Genomic DNA, 22,081 nt, shown 5'->3' on the forward strand with positions numbered 1-22,081 from the left:
ATGCTTGAAGCGGATTTCGTCATCATCGGCTCCGGCTCGGCCGGCTCGGCCATGGCCTACCGGCTGTCGGAGGACGGCAAGCATTCGGTGATCGTCATCGAATATGGCGGCAGCGATATCGGGCCGCTGATCCAGATGCCGTCGGCGCTGTCGATCCCGCTCAATATGAGCCTTTACGACTGGGGCTTCGTCAGCGAGCCGGAGCCGTATCTCGGCGGCCGCGTGCTGGCGACGCCGCGCGGCAAGGTCATCGGCGGCTCATCCTCGATCAACGGCATGGTCTATGTGCGCGGCCATGCACGTGACTTCGACCATTGGGCCGAACAGGGTGCCGCCGGCTGGGGCTTTGCCGACGTGCTCCCCTATTTCAAGCGCATGGAGGACAGCGCAGGCGGCGAGAATGGCTGGCGCGGCCACGGCGGCCCGCTGACTGTGCAGCGCGGCTCGAGGACGAACCCACTCTACGGCGCCTTCGTCGAGGCGGGCCGCCAGGCCGGTTTCGAGCTGACCGACGACTACAACGGCGCGAAGCAGGAAGGCTTTGGGCCGATGGAGCAGACCATTCGCGGCGGTCGCCGCTGGTCGGCGGCGAGCGCCTACCTCAGGCCGGCACTCAGGCGGAAAAATGTCAGTCTGGTCAAGGGTTTCGCCCGGCGGGTAATCATCGAGAATCAACGCGCCACCGGCGTCGAGATCGAAGTGCGCAAACGGATTCAGATGGTCAGAGCGCGGCGTGAGGTGATCGTTGCGGCGTCCTCGATCAACTCGCCCAAGATCCTGATGCTATCCGGCATCGGCCCCGGCCAGCACCTTAGGGAGAACGGCATCCCGGTGATTGTCGACCGGCCCGGCGTCGGTCGCAATCTGCAGGACCATATGGAACTCTACATCCAGCAGGAATCGACGAAGCCGATCACGCTGAACTCGGTGCTGAACCCGTTCTCGAAGGCGCTGATCGGGGCACAATGGCTGTTCTTCAAGTCCGGCCTCGGCGCCACCAATCATTTCGAGGCGGCCGCCTTCGTACGCTCGGGCGCCGGCGTCGACTATCCCGATATCCAGTATCACTTCATCCCGGCCGCGGTCCGCTATGACGGCAAGGCGGCGGCCAAGGCGCACGGCTTCCAGGCGCATGTCGGGCCGATGCGGTCGAAGTCGCGCGGTTCGGTCACGCTGCGCTCGCCCGATCCCAAATCGAAGCCGGTGATCCGCTTCAACTACATGTCGCATCCGGACGACTGGACGGAGTTCCGCCACTGCATCCGGCTGACCCGCGAGATCTTCGGGCAAGCGGCCTTCGATCCGTACCGCGGCAAGGAACTGTCGCCGGGCTCGCATGTACAATCGGATGAAGAGCTCGACGCCTTCATTCGCGACCACGCCGAAAGCGCCTACCACCCTTGCGGCACCTGCAAGATGGGCCGTGCCGACGATGCGATGAGCGTCGTCGATCCGGAATGCCGCGTCATTGGCGTCGAAGGGCTTCGGGTCGCCGATTCCTCGATCTTCCCGCGCGTCACCAATGGCAATCTCAACGCTCCGTCGATCATGACCGGCGAGAAAGCCGCCGACCACATTCTCGGGCGCACGCCGCTGCCACCTTCCAACCAGGAACCATGGATCAATCCGCGCTGGCAGGTGTCGGACAGATAGGCCATGATCCGGCGGACGCACAGTCCGCATGCCGCGACAACGATTTGGAGAACAGTCATGCGCGCCCAGCCAACGGCATCGCATTATGTCAACGGCCGCTATATCGACGACGAGCGCGGCGCAGCGCTGCCGGTTATCTATCCGGCAACCGGCGAGACCATCGCCATGCTGCGCTCGGCGACGCCGAACGTGCTGGAGCTCGCGATCGAGGCCGCGCGTGCAGCACAACCGGCCTGGGCGCGGCTGAAGCCGGTCGAACGCGGCCGCATCCTGCGCCGCGCCGCCGACATCTTGCGCGCGCGCAATGCCGATCTGGCGCGCATCGAGACGCTGGACACTGGTAAACCGATCCAGGAGACGCTGGTTGCGGACGCCCCGTCGGCGGCCGACTGCCTGGAATATTTCGGCGGCGCCGTCGCCGCCTTTAATGGCGAGGCCGTCGATCTCGGCGGACCCTTTGCCTATACCAGGCGCGAGGCGCTCGGCGTTTGCGTCGGCATTGGCGCCTGGAACTATCCGATCCAGATCGCCGGCTGGAAATCCGCACCCGCCCTCGCAATGGGCAATGCGATGGTTTTCAAACCATCGGAAAACACGCCGTTATCAGCGCTGGCGCTCGCCGAAATCTATACCGAGGCCGGGCTGCCCGACGGGCTGTTCAACGTGGTGCAGGGTTTTGGCGATGTCGGCGCCGGCCTTGTCGGCCACGATGTCGTCGCCAAGGTCTCGGTGACCGGCTCGGTGCCGACCGGCCGCAAAGTGCTGTCGCTCGCCGGCTCGAAGATGAAGCACGCGACGATGGAGCTCGGCGGCAAGTCGCCGCTGATCGTCTTCGAAGACGCCGACCTCGAAAACGCCATCGGCGGCGCGATGCTCGGCAATTTCTATTCGACCGGCCAGATCTGCTCCAACGGCACGCGGGTCTTCGTGCAGAGCGGCATCCATGACCGTTTCGTCGAGAGGCTGACCGAACGGACGAAGAAAATCCGCATCGGCGATCCGCTCGATCCGGACACGCAGATGGGGCCGCTGGTCTCGAAGGCGCAGCACGACAAGGTGGTCTCTTACATCGAGGCCGGCAAGCAGGATGGCGCGGTGCTCGGCTGCGGCGGCAACGTGCCTTCGCTGCAGGGTTTTCAGGGCGGCTTCTTCGTCGAGCCGACGGTGTTCACCGGTGTCGTCGACACGATGCGCATTGCCCGCGAGGAGATTTTCGGGCCGGTCATGAGCGTGCTGAAATTCGACAGCGAGGACGAGGTGATCGATCGCGCCAACGACACCGAATTCGGCCTCGCCGCAGGCGTGTTCACGCGAGACCTGGCGCGCGCCCATCGTGTCATCGCCGAACTGCAGGCCGGCACCTGCTGGATCAACGCCTACAATCTGACGCCGGTCGAAATCCCCTTCGGCGGCTTCAAGCAGTCCGGCATCGGCCGCGAGAATTCGCTCGCGGCATTGGCGCTCTATTCGCAGCTGAAGTCGGTCTATGTCGAGACCGGGGATGTCGCCAGCCCGTACTGATCCTTGGGCGCCGTGCCGTCCAGATACTGCGTCAGCGCGCAGACGAGATGATAGAAGATGCTGGCCGGCACCTCGCTCGCCAAGGAGCGGCCACGCTCGTCGATGCGGTCGATCCACAGGCCGAGCGGTGCCGGATTGATGTGCCAGCGGAACAGCCGGCCGACACGCGCCTCGATCTCCGGCTTCAGGTCGGGACCGCCCGAACCGTCCAGCGCGATCGCCGCCTTGATCGCTTCGGCCTGCGGCCAGCTGCGCGAGACGCGGTCGAGCGGCAGTCCTTGCCGCGAGACGGCGCCGTAGGCGAGGCCCGTGGCGCGGTTCAGGCCATTGGCGATCGCCGACGCGTAGAGCTTCCGGGCAAGGCCGGTCAAGCCGCTCTGGCCGCTGCGGCCGGCGAAGTCGACCAGCAGCGAGGCCCATTCGAAATGATGGCCGGGTTCGGTCCACGTGCCCTTCTCACCAGGGGTCGGCCGCCATTCATGGTCGAAATACTCACCCAGCGTCCAGCTTTCCGGGTCGAAGAAATGGCTGCGAAACAGATCGACGATGCGCGCGGCGCGACGAAGATGGGCGCGCTCGCCGGTCGCCTGATGCCAGGCCAGGAATGCCTCGAGCAGATGCATGTGCGGGTTGGAGCGGCGCTCGCCCTCGCCGCTCGAGGTCTCGCGGAAGCCGGTCAGGCGTTCGTCCTCGAGATGCGCGTCGATGAACGCGAAGGTCTCCTGGCCAAGCCGCAACGCATCGGGATTACCGCACATATGCGCATGCGCCAGCGCCAGGAGCACGCAGGAATGGTCATAGGCATCCTCGGCGGCGTCGGCGACGGTGCCGTCGACGTTGAGCGTGCGTACCCAGCCACCATTGTCGGTGCGTCCGTGCCTGGCCATGAATTCGAGGCCGTGGCTGATCAGCCGATCGGCCGGGCCGTTCCAGCCGCGCGCCTTGGCGACGGCGAAGGCGTAGATCTGCCTGGCCTGCGTGCGCATGCGCTTGGGTTTCATCAGCGGGGCGGCATCGAAGCCGAGCGCCTCGTGGAACCCGCCGTGGCGCTCATCGACACCGACCGTCGACCACAACGGCACCGTCTCCTCGAACAGCCAATGATGCACGCGACGCTGCCAGGCGCCGCTTTCGATGACGCGGTCGTCGGCGGGCGTGAACCTGGTCTCAAGGCGGCCGCTTTTTTCGAGCTGCTCGACGATCTTCTTGACGTTCTGGCTGTGACTGACCGGAGCAACGAAAGTGGCGTCGGCGGTCGACACGATGGCGACGTCCTTCAGGCCTATGGCCGACAGCAGGCGGCCGTCGCTGCGGATATAGGAGTTCTCGCAATCGATGGCGACGACATCGCCGACGATGACATTGCCCTGCGTGTCGGAGGGGCCGACGTCGAGCAGCGATTGCCAGGAGCCGAGATCGTTCCAGCGAAAGCCGGCCGGCACCATGGCGATGCCGCTGGCGCGCTCCATGATCGCATAGTCGATCGATGTCGATGGGATGGCGGCATAGAGATCCAGAGGCATGTAGAGGCCGGAAAGATCCGATGTCGCAGCCTGGTAGGCAGCCTCCGTGGCGCTCCAGATGTCGGGCTGGAAGGCCATGAACGCGTCGCGCATCGCACTGGCGCGAAACAGGAAGATGCCGGTGTTCCAGTAGAAATTGCCGGCCTCGAGATAGCTCTGCGCCGTGGCGAGATCGGGTTTTTCGACGAAACGCGAGACATCGCAGATGCCATCGCGCTCGCCGGCCACCTCGATGTAGCCGTAACCGGTCTCGGGTTGGGCGGGCTTGATGCCGAACACCACCAGCCTGCCTTGGCGCGCGGCCGCCGTGCCGGCCTCGATGCTCCGCCAGAATTGCTGTGGCGTCGCGATCTCATGATCGGACGGCACCACCAGCACCAGGCTGTCGCCGAATTCCGACAGCGTGCGCAGACTTGCCAAAGCGACGGCCGCGGCAGTATTGCGTCCGGTCGGCTCGAACAGCGGGCCGCCGCCGGAAAGCTCGTGACCGGCAATGTCGGCATGAACGCGGTCGGCATGCCTTTCCGAGGCAATCAGGAAAACCGGCGTTTCGCCTTCCGGCCGCGCGGTCAGCCGGCGCAGCGTCTTGGCCAGCATTGAGCCGTCGCCCGAGAAATCATGGAACTGCTTGGGATTGTCCTCGCGCGACAACGGCCACAGCCGCGAGCCGACGCCGCCGCTCATCACAAAACTGACGATCCGTTCGATCATGAAAACAAGCCCCGCGTTCAAAAAGTCTGATTGTAGGCGCCGACTTCGGGGCTGCGGCGCAGCACCGCATCGACGGCTTCGAACATCTGCCGGCGCCGCTCGGACGATACCGGGCTCTCCACCACCACCACAAGCTCCGGCTTGTTCGATGATGCCCGCACCAACCCCCATGTACCATCCTCCGCCACGACCCTGACGCCGTTGACGGTGATCAGTTCGCCGATCTTCTGGCCGGCGAAGACCGTGCCCTCGTCCTTCAGCTTGCGAAAGTCGCCTACGACGCGCTCGACGACGCCGTATTTGAGCTCGTCGGCGCAGTGTGGCGACATGGTCGGCGTGCCAAAGGTCAGCGGCAGATCGCGATAGAGGTCAGCCATGCTGCTTTGCGGGCTGCGATCAAGCATCTGGCAGATGGCGATGGCCGTGACCAGGCCATCGTCATAGCCGCGGCCGATCGGAGGATTGAAGAAGAAGTGGCCCGATTTCTCAAAACCAGCAACGGCGCCGAGTTCGGCCACCCGCCGCTTGATATAGGAGTGACCGGTCTTCCAATAGTCGGTGACCGCGCCATTCTCCTGCAGCACCTTGTCAGTCATGAACAATCCGGTCGACTTGACGTCGACGACGAAAGTCGAGCCGGGATAGAGGTGCGAAATGTCGCGCGCCAGCATGACGCCGACCTTGTCGGCGAAGATCTCGTTTCCTTCATTGTCGACCACGCCGCAGCGATCGCCGTCGCCGTCGAAGCCTAGCCCGACATCGGCGCCCGTTTCCAGCACCTTGTCGCGAATGGCGTGCAGCATCTGCATGTCTTCGGGGTTGGGATTGTAATTGGGAAACGTATGATCGAGCTCGACGTCGAGCGGGATGACCTCGCAGCCGATACTTTCCAGTGCCTCGGGAGCGAAAGCCCCGGCGGTGCCGTTGCCGCAGGCGGCCACCACCTTGAGCTTCCTGGAGATACGCTTTCCCGCGGTCAGATCGTCAAGGTAGGTTTTGCGGAAATCCGCAACGAAGGCGTAGGAGCCACCACCGACAAGGTCGAAATCGCCTGACAGCACGATCGCCTTCAGCGCGCTCATCTCCTCCGGACCGAAGGTCAGCGGACGCGCCGCGCCCATCTTGACGCCGGTCCAGCCATTCTCGTTGTGTGAGGCAGTGACCATGGCGACGGACGGCGTGTCGAGCGCGAACTGGGCGAAATAGGCCATCGGCGACAGGGCAAGCCCGACATCCTTGACCCGTGCGCCGGCCGCCATCAGCCCGGAAACCAGCGCCAGCTTGATGGCAAGCGAATAGGAGCGGAAATCGTGACCGGTGACGATGTCGGGTCCGGCACCCAGGCGACGGATCAGCGTGCCGAGCCCCATGCCGAGCGCCTGGACGCCGATTAGATTGAGTTCCGGCGTTTCGTTCGAGCCGGGATGGCCGAACCACCAGCGCGCATCATATTCGCGAAACCCGGACGGCATGACGAGCGCCGAGGTTTCGAACTCGAATGTGTTTGGTCTGGCATCGCTAACGATCTTCATCGACAAGGCTGCAAACTCCAGGCGGCTGAATCAGGTGCTTCGAGGCAAGTGGACGGTTACCCAGATGCCCTTTAAGCCGTGTTTGTGCGACAGGAAACTGAAACCTGTATGACGTGGCGGCGAAAGCGAAAGAAATGCGACAGAAGCGCTGCCATTGGCGCTTGCAGTAACCAAACTCGGCGGCTATAAGCCCGCGGTCTGGTCACGGAGTGTAGCGCAGCCTGGTAGCGCACATCGTTCGGGACGATGGGGTCGCAGGTTCAAATCCTGCCACTCCGACCAGAAAAAACATTGTCCAACCCGGGAGGCAATGGCTCAGGGCTCGTAGGGGCTCTTCCAAGTTGCGCCTGTACATTCGACAAAAAGAGGTTTGGCCGAGGAGAGGCTACGCGGTGCCCGCAGTGGCATCGGATCGCGGCTATTGCTAACGCATGTTCGTCACCGAAAAAAGCGAGATTTCCAAGGCACCGGAAACCTCCCCCGCTTCGAAACGCCAAATCGTCCCGTGAAAGCCGGCGTGAGATTTACACCTCAGTTGCAACCGGAACATGGGATAGCCCGAGCCACCATTTTGATGCGGCTGTCAGCTACCCTCCGGGAATGCACCAAGACTCGTCGTCCGGCGGGAAAGCCAAGCCGGCGCGATTCTGCGCCGCCTTTCGCAAGTCTTTGCATCTCACGGCACTATCGCCCATTTTGCTTGTTGCAAAGCCGGTCTTGTCGCCTCTTCTAGTGATCCCCGTCCGCAGGACGAACAACTTCGGAGCAAAAAAGGGGACCATTGTGACGACCCATCATCATGCCCGCACGGGAGCGGTGTCTAGCGCTTCAGGTATGCTGCGCCCTCAACTCGGGCCTGCCGCCGCAGGCAAACATCAGCGCCCGATCTCCAGGGCCGATGCCCGCCGCCTGACTGTCGGTGACATCCTCGCCGCCTATACCGAAGCACGCCAGGCCAAGATTGCCGGTCGCAAGGAATTTCTCGCCAGGATGCGTTTTCTGAACGAATTCTTCGGCACCGAGCCGGTCGCCAACATCAATGGAGATCGCTGCCGCGCCTATGTCGAGCACCGTTCGCGCGAGCGCAATCGGGTAGAGCGTGAGCGAATCGCCAAGCTCAACGCTGCGGCGATGGAGACCCGCCGTGCGTTACTCCCGGCGTGGCGAGACAAGGACTTTACATCAGGCCCGCGTCGCGATCTTGAGGACCTCCGCTCGGCGATCAACTTTTGGGCCAAGGAATACGGTCTCGATCCGAAGCCGTCCGTCACCTTGCCAGACAAACCAGCAGCGCGCGAGCGCTGGCTGACGCGCGAGGAAGCAGCGGGACTGCTGCGCGCGGCATTGCGGCTGCGCCGGAAGCACGGTCAGTACGCTCATCTCTGCCGCTTTATCATTGTGGGGCTCTACACTGGCTGCCGACATCGTTCAATCCTGCAACTCAATTGGGATGGCGAGGCCGCAGAAGCTTGGCCGGACCTAGGCCGCGGCGTGCTCTATTGCAAAGATCAGCACGCGAAAAAAAGCAAGAAATGGCGTCCGCCGACGCGACTGCCGTCACGGCTGATCGCCCATATGCGCCGCTGGAAGCGTATCGATTGCGACTGCGGGCCGGTCGTCCATGACAGCCTGGGCGAACCGACAAAGCGCATCGAGAAGGCGTTCCGCACCTGCCGCGTGGAAGCCGGGCTCAGCGACGATGTCACCCCGAATGTGCTTCGCTATACCCGCGCCATGTGGCCTGTGCTGTGCGACGTCGACATGTGGCGGATCGCCAGCAAGGCTATGCGCTCAGGCGAAATCGCGTGACATCGATGGCCGCGGCCATCAGTGTCTGTGTGTAGGTTGCCTGCGGATTGCTGAAGATCGCCTCGGCCGGCCCCTCCTCGACGATCTTGCCCTGTTTCATGACGATGATGTAGTCGGCCATGGCGCGCACAACGGCGAGATCGTGGCTGATGAACAGATAGGACAGTTCGTGGTCGGCCTGCAGCTTGCGTAGCAATTCGACGATCTGCTTCTGCACGGAGCGGTCCAGCGCCGAGGTCGGCTCGTCCAGCACCACCACTTTAGGCTTGAGTATCATGGCGCGCGCAATGGCGATGCGCTGCCGCTGACCGCCGGAGAATTCATGCGGATAGCGGTTGCGCGTGTTCGGGTCGAGCCCGACTTCGAGCAAGGCATCGACCGCGCGGAGATCGCGCTGCCTGCCCGACAGATTGGGCTCATGGACCAGGAGCCCCTCGGTGATGATCTGGCCGACGGTCATGCGTGGCGACAGCGAGCCGAACGGATCCTGGAAAACCAGCTGCAATTCGCGCCGCAGCGGCCTCATCGCCTGGCGGTCGGCGTGGGAAATGTCGCGGTCACCAAGCCGGATGATACCGTCGCTGGGCAGGAGCCGCAGCAAGGCGCGGCCGAGCGTCGATTTTCCCGAGCCGGATTCGCCGACGATGCCGATCGTCTGGTTGCGCTTCAGCCGTATCGAAATGCGATCGACGGCGCGCAGCAGCAGCGGCTCGCCGCCAAGAAATCCGCCGCCGATCTTGAAGGTCACCTCGACGTTTCTGCCTTCAAGCAGGACAGGGGCATTCGGAGGCGGCGGCGCCTTGGTGCCGGTCGGTTCGGCGGCAAGTAGCATCTTGGTGTAGCCGTGCTGCGGGTTGGCGAAGATCGCTTCCGCCTCGCCCTCCTCGACCACCTCGCCATAGCGCATCACATAGACCCGATCGGCAAAGCGCCGGACGATGCCGAGATCGTGGGTGATGAAGACGATCGCCATGCCGAGCTTGCGCTGCAATTCGGCGAGCAGCATGAGGATCTGCGCCTGGATGGTGACGTCGAGCGCGGTCGTCGGCTCGTCGGCGATCAGTATGTCGGGGTCGTTGGCCAGCGCCATGGCGATCATGACGCGCTGGCGCTGACCGCCCGACAACTCGTGCGGATAGGATTTCATCCGCCGCTCCGGATCGGGAATATGGACCAGCCGCAGCAGCTTGAGCGCCTCCTCGCGCGCCGCGGCGGCGCCAAGTCCGCGATGCTTGCGGATCGGCTCGATCAGCTGGTTGCCGATCGAATAGAGCGGGTCTAGCGACGTCATCGGCTCCTGGAAGATCATGCTGATCTTGCGGCCGCGGATCTTGTTGAGCTCGGGTTTGCTCAAGGTCAAAAGATTGCGGCCGCGATAATCGACTGTGCCGCTGGCTTCGCCGTTCGAGGCGAGCAGGCTCATCGCCGCCATCATCGTCTGGCTCTTGCCGGAACCGGATTCGCCGACGACGGCGACGGTTTCGCCTGATTTGACGTGGATATTGATGCCCTTCACCGCCTCCACCACACCGTCGAGGGTGCGGAAGCGGACTCGAAGGTCCTTGACGCTGAGAATGGTATCGGAAGCAGCCATCTCAACGATCCTTCGGGTCGAGCGCATCGCGCAGCCCATCGCCGACGAAATTCAGCGCGAACAGCGTGGAGACGAGAAAGAAGGCCGGGAAAAGAAGCAGCCAGTTGGCCGAGCCGATGTTCTGGGCGCCAACCGAGATCAGCACGCCCCAGCTGGTCATCGGCTCCTGGACGCCAAGCCCGAGGAACGACAAAAAACTCTCCAGGATAATGACCTGCGGCACCAGCAGCGTCATGTAGATCACCACCGGCCCGAGCAAATTGGGGATCACATGGCGCAGCAGAATGCCTCGCTGGCCGACGCCCATCGCTTCCGCCGCCTGGACATATTCCTGCCGGCGGATCGACAGCGCTTGTCCGCGAACGATGCGCGCCATGTCGAGCCACAGCACCGCGCCGACCGCCAGGAACATCAGCACGAAGTTCCTGCCGAAGAACACCACCAGCATGATGACGAAGAAGATGAACGGCAAAGAATAAAGCACGTCGACGACACGCATCATCACCTCGTCGACCCTGCCGCCGGCAAGGCCGGCGGTGGCGCCATAGAGCACGCCGATAACCACGGCCACAATGCCGGCAAGCAGGCCGATGGCTAGCGATATGCGCCCGGCCATCAGCGTTCGGGACAGGAGATCGCGGCCGGTATTGTCGGTGCCGAACAGGAAATATTGCTGCTTGATCGAGGCACTCATCACCATTTCGAGACCGTCCGGCGATTTGCTCTCGATCTTTGTGTCATCAAAGGTATCGGAACGATCAAGGTAGCGAATGTTGCGGTCATCGATCGGCTTGGACGATTTGACGGTAACGAACACACGGCTGTCCTCCTGCCGCCACTCCGTAATGTCGACGCGCATACGCCTGATCGCCTCATCGAGAGCGCCTTCGATCATGTCGGCCTTCGGATAGGCGGAGAAGCTCGGCGGCGTACGGACATAGTCGGCATAGATGGTGGTGTATTGGTGCGGCACGAGATAGGGCCCAAACACGCTGATGACGGCGATGAAGGCAAGATAATAGAGGCTGAACATGGCCGCGCGATTGGCCTTGAGGCGCGCCCAGGCGTCACCCCAAAGGGACCGGCCGACGACCGGTGCGGCAACTGCGATATCAGTCATAGCGCACCCTCGGATCGACGACCCCATAGAGGACGTCGACGATCAGGTTGAAGACAATGGTGAAGAGCGCGATGACCACCACCGTCCCCATCACCAGCGTGTAGTCGCGGTTGAGTGCAGCAACGACAAAATGGCGGCCGATGCCCGGGATAGAGAAGATGGTCTCGACGATGACCGAGCCGGTGAGAAGGGCTGCGGCTGCCGGACCGGTGAAGGAGACGATCGGCAGGATGGCGCCGCGCAGCGCATGCTTGACGACGACCGACCAGTCGGACAGGCCGAGAGCGCGCGCGGTGCGGATGTGATGCGAGTGCAGCGATTCGATCATCGAGCCGCGCATCAGGCGGGCAACGATGGCGATCTGCGGCAGAGCGAGCGTCAGTACCGGGCCGACCTTGTTGATGAGGGCTCCGTCGCCCCAGCCGCCGATCGGCAGCAGCTTCCAGGTCAATCCGAATACAAGCTGGATTATCGGGGCGATGACGAAGGTTGGTATGGTGCTGCCGGCGGTCGCCAGCGCGATCACCGAATAGTCGGCAAGCTTGTTCTGGTTGAGCGCGGCAACAGTGCCGAGCACGCTGCCGAGGAGCAGCGCCAGAACGAGCGCCGAAGCGCCAAGTTGGATCGAGATCGGCAGGCCTTCCCTGAACAACTCGCCGACGGTGAAATCCGGCATGTTGTAGCTGGGGCCGAAATTGCCGCGCAGAAGATTGCCTAAATAATGGAGGTACTGCAGCCAGAGCGGGTCGTTGAGCCCGAACTGGGCTTCGAGATTGGCCCTGATCTCGGGGCTCAGGCCCCGCTCCTGGTTGAACGGGCCGCCCGGCGCGACGCGTATCAGGAAGAACGCTATAGTCACGATGACGAACAGCGTCGGGATGGCGGTCAGGAGCCGCCGGAAAACGAATCGCAGCATCGATGCCCCGCTTGATCCAGAGCAGCGCGCGTCCGGCTGGACGATTGCGCTCTAGCCTTCAAATCTTCGCACCGACATTGTCGAAAATCGAATCCGGTTCCCGGGCCGATGCGATGGCAAACCGGCGCCGCCGCGCATTGAGTCGCGCGGCGGCCTGGCTAAGGTATCAGTCCTTGCTGATGAAGCGGGACGGATGGATGTCCATCACATTGTCGTCGAAGCCGTGCAGCTTCGAGGAAACGATGTCGTGGTAGCTGTAGTAGAGAAGCGGGATCTCGCCGACGTCGTCGACGAGGATGCGCTCGGCCTCGGCGAGTTCCTTCATGCGCTGGTCGGGCTTGCCGCCGGCGGCGGCAGCCTTGTCCATGGCCGCCTCGAATTTCGGGCTGTTATAGCTCGAATAATTGTTGCCGCTGGCCTTGCGAGATATGCCGAGGAAGGTTTCCGGGTCCTTGTAATCGGCGATCCAGGCGGCACGCGCCACATCGTAGTCGCCCTTCTGCTCGAGGAAGGAGTAGTGGGTCTTGGTGTCGGTGTTGAGCAGCGTGACCTCGACGCCAAGCGGCTTCAACTGTTCCTGGATGGCGACAGCGGTGTTCTTGTGGTTTTCCGAGGTGTTGTAGCGGATCTGCATCTTCAACGGATGCTCGGGTGTATAGCCGAGTTTCTCGAGGATCTTCTTGGCAGCGTCCTCGCGGTCGATCTGCGGCATGTCGGCGTATTTGGCCAGTGCCGGCGTGTAGCCCTGGATACCCGGAGGGACCATCGAATAGCCGGGCAGCATCGAATTCTGCCAGACTTTTTCAGCGAGGAAGTCGCGATCGATCGCCATCGAGATAGCGTTGCGCAGTTCGACGTTGTCCCAAGGCGCCTTGTCGGTCTTGATCGCGTAATAGTAGATGCCGAGATATGGCCCGACACGGACCTGGTCGCCGAATTTGGTCTTGAGATCGGCGAGCTGTTCGGTCGGCAGGTCACCGTAACTGTCGAATTCGCCGGCCTCGAAGCGCTTCATCGCGGACGAGCGATCCTCGGTCGGGATGTAGTTGACCACGTCCAACTTGACGCTGGCGGCGTCCCAGAATTTCGGATTCTTGACCAGCTTCAGATGGTCGTTGGGAATCCACTCTGCCGCTGTAAAGGCCCCGTTCGAGACCAGCTTGCCTGCCTTGATCCAGTCGGCGCCAAGCTTTTCGATAGACGCCTTGTTAACCGGATAGGTCGCCTGATGGGTCAGCATCTCCAGGAAGTAAGGCGTTGGCGCCTTGAGCGTGACTTCGAGGGTATTTGCGTCAATCGCCTTGACGCCCATATCCTCCGGCTTGCCCTTCTTGGTGTTGACTTCCTCGGCACCCTTCACTGGATAGAGCATGGAAGCGTATTCCGCAGCGGTGGCCGGATCTTCCAGCCGACGGAACGAATAAACGAAGTCGTCCGCCGTCACCGGGCTGCCATCCGACCAGAGGCCGTCCTTGCGCAGCTTGAAGGTGTAGACAGTGCCGTCGTCGGACACCGTCCAGCTTTCAGCGGCGCCCGGAATGAGATTCGTCTTCTGGTCATGCATGACGAGGCCCTGGAACAGGTCGCGTATGATATCGGCTTCGTAGACCGTCGAGGTCTTGTGCGGATCGAGCGTCTCCGCTTCGGCGGCGGCTCCGCGGTTGTAGACGGTCTCGGCGAAAGCCGGCGTGTAGAACGTACCGGCGGCCAAGACCATGGTCGTGGCGAGTACCGTCGCCTTCAGCACATGTTTCAGCATGGAGTTCTCCCTAACGACGTCGCCCTTCGGCCACGTCTCTAAGTGTTGACGCCCCGAAACCGATTGGCTGGTTCCTTTCGAGCGCGCAGCCGGTTCCCTTTCCGGCAGCTGGTGGCCAAACAGTAACGTGGAGATTTTTTATTTCAACAGACTCTCGGGGTCACCCAAAGTAAGGGGGCCGGGGCAGTCGTTTTGCGGGCGGCCAATCAATGGTCGAAACCATGAGTTTGACTGGGTTTCCTGGCCAGAACGCCGATCTGGGAAATAATCTGACCGATCTTTTCAGTTTACCGGAATGTATTAATTGGTTCTTAGGCAACCAAGGGTTACAAATTTCGATGGAATCGGCACATCGACCTTGGGTTCCAACGGGCAAGGGCAATGAACAAGATAGACAGTAATACTGTCGCATTGAAGCGTAAAATATTGCGCCACATACGGACGAATCTACGCAAAATTGGAGAAGAGTCCGGAACTTCCGCGGTCGAGTTCGCCCTGCTTTCCCCAATCTTTATCCTTCTTTTGCTCGGAATGGTTGCATATGGTATCTATTTTGGTGCAAGCAACTCCTTGCAGCAAATCGCCGCCGATGCCGCCCGCACCGCAATTGCCGGATTGAATCAAACCGAGCGCCAGGCGCTGGTGGCGAGTTTCGTCAAGAACAATGCCAGTGGATACCCGTTTGTCGATTCCGGCAAGCTGACCTATCAGGCGACGGACAGCACGGCCGACGGAAATCAGTTCGTCGTGTCGATCCAGTACGATGCCAGCAACCTGCCGATCTGGAACCTGTTACCAAGCCTTGCGATGCCGCAAACCACGATGTCGCGCAGATCTACCATCAGGATTGGAGGCATTTGAAATGTCGCAGTTCTTGCTGAGGAGCATCGGGCGGATCGCTCGCTCGATGGTTGGCGACAAGAAGGCGAACTTTGCCGTCATGACGGCGCTGACAGCGCCATTCGCGCTGGGGCTGGCTGCCTTCGCTGTCGACGAAGGTTCGATCTACACGGAGCGCAGGGAAGCCCAGGCGATGACCGATCTGGCGGCGATCACCGCGGCGTCGAACATCAACAATATGGAAGCCGCGGCGGTAACCACGCTCAGTGACAACCGAATGCCCGGCATCATTGTTCAAAAGGCAGGTCAGACAATCGTTCCCACGGTTGGCAAAACCGTCGTGTCGGTCACCGGCGGCCGATACTCAGCGGCGTCCTCCGTTGGTGTCGACAAGCGCTTCGAAGCCGGCAAAACGCCTTACAACGCCGTTCGCGTCACTCTGCGAAAAATCCCCGCCCGGTATTTCGCCAGTTCGCTCATCCCTACTCCGGTTGTCGGCACCGAAGCCATTGCCAGCGTGACCCCGCAAGCGATGTTCTCGGTCGGGTCCAGGCTCCTCAGCGTCAATGGCGGCATCCTCAACGCGCTTCTCAGCAAGTTGCTGGGCGCCAACATTTCGCTCAGCGTCATGGACTACAACGCGCTGATCTCGGCCGATGTAAACGTGCTTTCGTTCGTCGATGCCCTTGCCGTACAGTTGCAACTGACAGGTGTCAGCTATTCCGACGTTCTGGCGTCAAAAGCGACGGTAGGCCAGATCGCGACCGCCATGGCCAATGCGTCCGGATCGGGCAGCGCCAGCAAACTTGTGCTGCAGACGATCGCGTCGAGGGCCACCAACACGGTCAAGATACCCCTCAGTCATCTTATCGATCTTGGCTCGATCGGCAGGCTCGGTCTCGGACAAAAGTCTCCCGGCTTTTCCGTCGACGCAAGCGCGATGGGCATGCTGGGTGCCGCCGCCTCGCTGGCCAATGGCTCAAACCAGGTCCAGGTCGATCTCGGCGCCACTATTCCGGGACTTACCTCCACCACGCTCGCCATCGCCATCGGTGAACCGATGCAATACTCACCCTGGCTGGCCGTCGGGGAAAAAGGCACCGTGGTGCGCACCGCGCAGACGCGCATCAAGCTGGTCACCACAGTGGGCATCGGCAATTCCAATCTCGGCGGCGGCATCAGCCTGCTGTCCGTCAACCTGCCTCTGCATGTCGAAGTCGCCTATGCGGAAGCCAAGCTAACCGACATCAGCTGCCCGACGGGCCGGCCGGATAGCATCAAGGTTTCGATCGCCGCGCAGCCTGGCGTGGCCTCGCTGCACCTTGCCACCAGCGACGCCGACAACAACCCATCGGCCTTCGCCGATTTCAGCAATCCGCAATCGTTCTCCGATGCCACGATTGCCCAGGTAAGCGTGAAGCTTCTGCTGCTTACCCTCAATCTGCTCGATGTGAAGGGTTCGTCATCACTTGCCATCACCAACAACGATCCGACCACATTGACGTTCGACAGCACCGATATCGCCAACAAGACGATAAAAACTGTCGCCACAAAAAACCTGACGCAATCACTCACGACATCGCTGGTCAGCGGCCTCTCGCTCTCGGTCAATGCACTGGGCCTCGGGCTGGACGTGACGGCCCTGCTCGGAACGGTTAAGCCGGCGGTGGTAACGGTTCTGAACGGCGTGACGGCGCCGGTCGACGAACTGGTCTATAACGTGCTTGCAGCTGTCGGCGTGCATGTCGGCGAGGCCGATGTGCGGGTTGTCGGCGCGACTTGCGGGCGCTCCGTGCTCGTTCAATGAGATAATGAAATAGAGCTCAGCCAATCCGGCCGAGGAAGCAGCCCAGCGGCGGCAGCGACAGCGTTCTTTCCTGCAAGACGCCGGCAGCACCGCCAAGGTCTATCGGCTCTATCGCTTCCAGATCCGGTGGCAATTGCCAGCCGGCCGGCTCGTCGGCGAAATTGAAGACACTGAGCAGCTTTTCGTCACCGCCTTCGCGAATGAAAGCAAGGACGTCGCCTTCGGCATCGAGGAACCGGATCGAGCCTCGAACCAGCACCGGATGCTGCTTGCGCAAGGCCAGCATCGCACGGTAGCTCGCCAGGACGGAGGTTTGCTCGCCATCCTGGACGTCGACCGCCTGGGCGCGATGGCTTGCCGGGACCGGAAGCCACGGCTTGCCCGTCGAAAAGCCGGCATTGTCGGCGCCAGCCTCCCAGACCATCGGCGTTCGGCACCCATCCCGCCCCTTGATCCCCGGCCAGAAGCGGATGCCGAAAGGATCGCGCAAATCCTCGAACGCCAGTTCGGCCTCCTCCAGCCCGAGTTCTTCGCCCTGGTAGAGGCAGATCGATCCGCGCAGGCAGGAAAGCAGCACGATCGAGAATTTCGCCACCCTGTCCGGATCGCCGCCCGGCCTTTTCCATCGACTGACATGGCGCACGACATCGTGATTGGAGAACGCCCAGCAAACCCAGCCGTCGAATACCTTACTCTCGAAGGCCTCGACACAGCCACGCACATGCGACGCCGAGAATTGCGGGCCGAGCAAGTCGAACGTGTAGGACATTTGGAGCTTGTCGCCACCGCCGGTATAGGCGGCGAGTGTCTGCAAGGAACGCGTTTCGTCGCCAATCTCGCCGACAGCGGCGCGGCCTTCATATTCGTCAAGCAAGGCCCGGAAGCGCCTTAGGAAAGCAAGGTTTTCCGGCTGGCTCTTGTCGAACAGATGCTCCTGATAGAGATAGGGGCTGGTTGCCGTATTGGTGCCGGCGACGCTTTCCGCCAAAGGCGGGTTGCTGCGCAGCCAGCGGTCGTGGACGTAATAGTTGACCGTATCCAGCCGGAAACCGTCGACGCCGCGCTCGAGCCAGAACCGCACCGTTTCCAGCAAGGCGTCCTGCACCTGTGGGTTGTGGAAATTCAGGTCCGGCTGCGAGGCGAGGAAATTGTGCAGGTAATATTGCCTGCGCGTTGCGTCCCATTCCCAGGCCGGGCCGCCGAAAAGCGACAGCCAGTTGTTGGGGGCGGTGCCGTCGGGCTTCGCATCGGCCCAGACGTACCAGTCGGCCTTGGGGTTGTCGTGGCTCGTGCGGCTTTCGACGAACCATTCGTGCCGATCCGACGAATGCGACAAGACCTGATCGATGATCACCTTCAGGCCGAGCCGGTGCGCCTCCGCAATCAGTGCGTCGAAATCCTCTAATGTGCCGAACATCGGATCGACGGCGCAGTAATCCGAAACGTCGTAACCCATATCGGCCATTGGCGACTTGAAAAAAGGCGACAGCCAAACGGCGTCGGCACCGAGCGATGCGACATGGGCCAGCCTCGAGGTGATGCCGCTGAGATCGCCGCTGCCGTCGCCTGTCGTGTCCTGGAAGGAGCGCGGGTAGATCTGGTAGATGACGCAGCCGCGCCACCATTCGGCATTGTCAGCCATCATGGCTCTCCCCTGCGCCCGCACACGCTGTCCTGCTTTCGATCATGAACAGGACTGTTCGCCCAGGCACCGGCCGCGAGATATCGCTACTATCCGGTTCGATAGCTGGGCGCCAATGAAAACCCGCCCGTTCCGGCAGCGTGAACGTGCAGGCCCGGCGGTCGCCGTTGATGATCACGGCAAGGCGACTGTTCTCACCGCTACCGAGAACCATGACCAGCCGGTGCCGCCTGGCATCGTCCCAGGCTGCCTCTTCGAACGGCACGCCGGTTTCCGTCAGCCAGGCTACGTCTGGGATTTCCGAACCCGCAGGCTGTTCTCCGGTCAGGAATGCTGTGTCCAAGAGCGCCGGCACGGCGCGACGCATCCTGGCGAGCAGAGCCGTATGATGCTCGAGCGCCAGGTCGCGCCCGGCCCAGTCGAGCCAGGTGATGTCATTGTCCTGCGCGTAGGCGTTGTTGTTGCCGCGCTGCGTGCGGCCGAACTCGTCGCCGGCCGTCAGCATGATCGTGCCGCGCGAGGCAAAGAGCGTCGCCAGCAGCGCGCGCTGGTCATCGAAACGGGCCGTAACGATTGACTGGTCGCTGGTCTCGCCCTCGACGCCATCGTTCCAGGACAGGTTGTCGTCGTGACCATCGCGGTTCAGTTCGCCATTGGCCTCGTTGTGCTTGTGCCCATAGGCGACGATATCGGCCAGCGTCATGCCGTCATGCGCGGCGATGAAGTTGATGCTGCGGCTCGTTGTCTGGCCTGCTTTGGCAAAGACGTCGGACGAACCGGCAAGCCGCGTCGCCAGGGCACCGATCATGCCGCCGTCGCCGCGCCAGAAGCGGCGGATATCGTCGCGGTATTTGTCGTTCCATTCGAGGAAGGGCGGCGGAAAATTGCCGAGCTGATAGCCATCCGGTCCGATATCCCAAGGCTCGGCGATCAGCACCCGGTCGCCAAGAACAGGGTCGTTGCGAATGGCGTTCAGCAGCGGCGCATCGGCGTCGAAAACGCCGTCGACGCGGCCGAGGATCGGCGCCAGGTCGAAGCGGAATCCGTCGACACCGGCGCGCTGGACAAAGTGGCGAAGCGTGTGGAGGACCATTTCCCGGACGACCGGATGCTCGCAGGCGAGCGTATTGCCGGTTCCGGTGTCATTGACCAGAGCGCCGTCCGGCTCGTGCCGATAATAGGCGCGGCTGTCGAGCCCGCGCAGCGACAATGTCGGGCCGAGCCGGTCGCTTTCGCCGGTGTGGTTGAACACCAGGTCGAGAATGGTGCCGATGCCGGCCTCGCGCAGCGCGGCGACCGTTCCGCGCAACTCGGCCAGACCGCCGGGCGCCAGTCGCGGATCGAGCGCTATGAAGGTCACGGGATTATAACCCCAGGCGTTGCGCAGACCGAGCGGCGGTAAATGCCGTTCGTCGATCGATGCAGTCACCGGCATCAACTCAATGGCTGCCACGCCGAGTTTTTGCAGATGCTCGACAACGAGGGGGTGAGCGAGCGCTGCAATGGTGCCGCGTTGCTTCTCGGGAATGTCGGGATGCAGCTTTGTGAAGGCGCGTACCGGCACTTCGTAGATAAGGCCGCCGGGCCGAAACAGCGGCGGCAAGGCGGGCAAGGGTTCCGGCAAGGCGCCGGCGATGGCTTTCGGCATCAGCGGCGCCGTGTCGGCCCCCTCGCCTCGGCGCGCGGCGAGCCGGCCGTCATAGGCATAGGGCCTGTCGATCTCGACGGCATAGGGATCGGCCAGCAGCTTGTCGGGATCGAACCAGAGACCGTGTTCCGGCGCGTAGTCGCCATCGGCGCGGAACCCGTATCGGGTCCCGGCGGCGAGACCGGCAACAAAAAGTGCATGGACGCCCTCGTCTTCCGACTGGAGTTCCAGCCGGTCGACTTCGCGGTTGCCGTGTTCGTCGAAAATCGAAACCCAGATGCGCCGAGCCGACGAGGACCATGCGGCGAAGCGGATACCACCCTCCCCGGCAAGCCCGCCAAATCGCGGACGATAGCCGGCGGATAGTCCCGACGACATCAGGTGATGACGCTCGGCTTGGCGCGGCCGGTATGGCTGCGAATCCCGGCAATGTCGTCGGCCGCCGCGATCAGATCGGCAAGCGCCTCCTGGGTGTCGAGATCGTGGCGGTTCTTGTCCGGCTCGTAGCGCTCGACATAAAGCCGCAGCGTCGCGCCCGAGGTGCCGGTGCCGGACAGGCGGAAGACGACGCGTGAGCCGCCTTCGAACAGCACCCTGATGCCCTGGTTCTCGCTGACCGAGCCGTCGACCGGATCGTGATAGGCGAAATCATCAGCGCTGGCGATCGTCATGCCGCGCACGCGGGTGCCAGGCAGCGAGCCGAGCTTGGCGCGCAACTCGCCAACAAGCGCGTTGGCACGATCGGTCTCGACCTCCTCGTAGTCGTGGCGCGAATAATAGTTACGGCCATAGGCCGTCCAATGCTGGGTGACGATCTGCTTGGCGCTTTCGCCGCGAACGGCAAGGATGTTGAGCCATAAAAGCACAGCCCACAGGCCGTCCTTTTCGCGGACATGGTTGGAGCCGGTCCCCGCACTCTCCTCGCCACAGATCGTTGCCATGCCGGCATCGAGCAGATTGCCGAAAAATTTCCAGCCGGTCGGCGTCTCGTAGATGCCGATGCCGAGCTTTTCGGCGACCCGGTCGGCAGCACCGCTGGTCGGCATCGAGCGGGCGATGCCTTTCAGCCCCGCCTTGTAGCCCGGCGCCAGATGGGCGTTGGCGGCGAGCATCGCCACCGAATCCGACGGGGTGATGAAAATTCCCTTGCCGATAATCAGGTTGCGGTCGCCGTCGCCATCCGAGGCGGCGCCAAAGTCTGGCGCATCCGGCCCCATCATCTCGTCGTATAGGTGTTTTGCGTGCACCAGATTGGGATCGGGATGATGGCCGCCGAAATCCGGCAGCGGAATGAAATTGCGGGCGGTGCCGTTGGGCGCGCCGAGCCGGTTTTCGAGGATCTCCTTGGCGTAGGGGCCGGTCACCGCATGCATGGCGTCGAAGCGCATGCGGAAGCCCGACCTGAACAGCGCCCGCAATGCGTCGAAATCGAACAGGCTTTCCATCAGTTCGGCATAGTCGGCGACAGGATCGATGATTTCGACGGTCATGTCCCCCGTCTTGACCGTGCCGATCGTGTCGATGTCGACCTGCCCGATATCGGCGATCTTGAAGCTTGAAATCGCCTTGGTTTTTTCGAAGATCGCGTCGGTCAGCTTTTCCGGCGCCGGGCCGCCATTGCCGGCATTGTACTTGATGCCGAAATCCTCATGCGGGCCACCCGGATTGTGGCTGGCCGACAGGATGATGCCGCCAAAGGTCTTGTATTTGCGGATGACATGCGAAGCGGCCGGCGTCGACAAGATGCCGCCCTGCCCGACCATCACCTTGCCGAAGCCGTTTGCCGCGGCCATGGCGATGGCCTTCTGGATGACCTCGCGGTTATAGAAGCGGCCGTCGCCGCCGATCACCAGGGTTTTGCCCTCGAACCCGTCCAGCGCGTCGAAGATCGACTGGATGAAGTTCTCGGCATAGTGCTCCTGCTGGAACACCGGGACCTTTTTACGCAGCCCGGAGGTGCCGGGCTTCTGGTCGGGATAGGGTTTGGTGGCGACGGTGCGGATCAT

Annotated in this window: 14 protein-coding genes and 1 tRNA gene; 6 read left to right on the forward strand and 9 right to left on the reverse strand. The window is 62.4% G+C overall.

What is annotated here, in order from left to right; translation table 11 throughout:
- Positions 1–1,653 carry a choline dehydrogenase gene (betA, locus tag NKH93_RS23510; protein ID WP_352501752.1) on the forward strand — a complete coding sequence of 551 codons (1,653 nt, stop codon included), beginning with the start codon at positions 1–3 and terminating at the stop codon, positions 1,651–1,653.
- A 57-nt stretch (positions 1,654–1,710) separates the two neighbouring features.
- A complete protein-coding gene (gene betB, locus NKH93_RS23515) occupies positions 1,711–3,174 on the forward strand; it encodes a betaine-aldehyde dehydrogenase (protein WP_352922956.1) in 1,464 nt (487 codons plus the stop codon).
- Here the strand turns inward: betB and NKH93_RS23520 are convergent.
- Together NKH93_RS23520 and NKH93_RS23525 are read right to left on the reverse strand one after the other, a co-directional pair.
- Positions 3,138–5,408: an AGE family epimerase/isomerase gene (locus NKH93_RS23520; protein WP_352972274.1), complete on the reverse strand. Its 2,271-nt coding sequence runs from the start codon at positions 5,406–5,408 to the stop codon at positions 3,138–3,140. The two genes, betB and NKH93_RS23520, sit on opposite strands and share 37 nt — an antisense overlap.
- A gap of 17 nt (positions 5,409–5,425) precedes the next feature.
- On the reverse strand, positions 5,426–6,940 hold the full coding sequence (locus NKH93_RS23525) for a phosphomannomutase/phosphoglucomutase (protein WP_502896485.1): 1,515 nt from the start codon (positions 6,938–6,940) through the stop codon (positions 5,426–5,428).
- A gap of 205 nt (positions 6,941–7,145) precedes the next feature.
- On the opposite strand from NKH93_RS23525, the gene NKH93_RS23530 reads away from it, so the two are divergent.
- Together NKH93_RS23530 and NKH93_RS23535 are read left to right on the forward strand one after the other, a co-directional pair.
- Positions 7,146–7,222: transfer RNA gene (locus tag NKH93_RS23530), tRNA-Pro, on the forward strand.
- A 387-nt stretch (positions 7,223–7,609) separates the two neighbouring features.
- Positions 7,610–8,749 (forward strand): site-specific integrase, encoded by a 1,140-nt coding sequence (locus tag NKH93_RS23535; RefSeq protein ID WP_352972278.1) that lies wholly within the window; start codon positions 7,610–7,612, stop codon positions 8,747–8,749.
- On the opposite strand, the gene NKH93_RS23540 is transcribed toward NKH93_RS23535, so the two are convergent.
- The 4 genes from NKH93_RS23540 to NKH93_RS23555 all read right to left on the reverse strand — a co-directional run bounded on the left by NKH93_RS23540 (position 8,724) and on the right by NKH93_RS23555 (position 14,138).
- On the reverse strand, positions 8,724–10,343 hold the full coding sequence (locus NKH93_RS23540; protein ID WP_352503453.1) for an ABC transporter ATP-binding protein: 1,620 nt from the start codon (positions 10,341–10,343) through the stop codon (positions 8,724–8,726). The two genes, NKH93_RS23535 and NKH93_RS23540, sit on opposite strands and share 26 nt — an antisense overlap.
- Position 10,344: 1 nt before the next feature.
- A complete protein-coding gene (locus tag NKH93_RS23545; RefSeq protein WP_352770575.1) occupies positions 10,345–11,463 on the reverse strand; it encodes an ABC transporter permease in 1,119 nt (372 codons plus the stop codon).
- Positions 11,456–12,379: an ABC transporter permease subunit gene (locus tag NKH93_RS23550; RefSeq protein ID WP_352470962.1), complete on the reverse strand. Its 924-nt coding sequence runs from the start codon at positions 12,377–12,379 to the stop codon at positions 11,456–11,458. The genes NKH93_RS23545 and NKH93_RS23550 overlap by 8 nt, the downstream gene beginning before the upstream one ends.
- A gap of 166 nt (positions 12,380–12,545) precedes the next feature.
- Positions 12,546–14,138 carry a peptide ABC transporter substrate-binding protein gene (locus NKH93_RS23555; protein WP_352771877.1) on the reverse strand — a complete coding sequence of 531 codons (1,593 nt, stop codon included), beginning with the start codon at positions 14,136–14,138 and terminating at the stop codon, positions 12,546–12,548.
- Between the two features lie 381 nt (positions 14,139–14,519).
- On the opposite strand from NKH93_RS23555, the gene NKH93_RS23560 reads away from it, so the two are divergent.
- Together NKH93_RS23560 and NKH93_RS23565 are read left to right on the forward strand one after the other, a co-directional pair.
- Positions 14,520–14,999, forward strand: a complete 480-nt coding sequence (locus NKH93_RS23560; RefSeq protein WP_084641571.1) for a TadE family protein — start codon at positions 14,520–14,522, stop codon at positions 14,997–14,999.
- Between the two features lies 1 nt (position 15,000).
- Positions 15,001–16,785, forward strand: coding sequence for a pilus assembly protein TadG-related protein (locus NKH93_RS23565; protein ID WP_352770566.1), 1,785 nt, complete (start codon positions 15,001–15,003; stop codon positions 16,783–16,785).
- Between the two features lie 16 nt (positions 16,786–16,801).
- Here the strand turns inward: NKH93_RS23565 and bglA are convergent, their stop codons facing one another.
- Genes bglA through NKH93_RS23580 form a run of 3 tightly spaced genes read right to left on the reverse strand, consistent with a single transcriptional unit; the run spans position 16,802 to position 22,081 of the window.
- Positions 16,802–18,430: a beta-galactosidase BglA gene (gene bglA / locus NKH93_RS23570; protein ID WP_352972281.1), complete on the reverse strand. Its 1,629-nt coding sequence runs from the start codon at positions 18,428–18,430 to the stop codon at positions 16,802–16,804.
- Positions 18,420–20,453 (reverse strand): glycogen debranching protein GlgX, encoded by a 2,034-nt coding sequence (glgX, locus tag NKH93_RS23575; RefSeq protein WP_352972283.1) that lies wholly within the window; start codon positions 20,451–20,453, stop codon positions 18,420–18,422. The genes bglA and glgX overlap by 11 nt, the downstream gene beginning before the upstream one ends.
- Positions 20,453–22,081: an alpha-D-glucose phosphate-specific phosphoglucomutase gene (locus NKH93_RS23580; protein WP_352490796.1), complete on the reverse strand. Its 1,629-nt coding sequence runs from the start codon at positions 22,079–22,081 to the stop codon at positions 20,453–20,455. Before NKH93_RS23580 ends, glgX begins: the two co-directional genes overlap by 1 nt.

The organism is Mesorhizobium sp. M0954, assembly GCF_040319155.1.
In the GTDB taxonomy this organism is placed as follows: domain Bacteria; phylum Pseudomonadota; class Alphaproteobacteria; order Rhizobiales; family Rhizobiaceae; genus Mesorhizobium.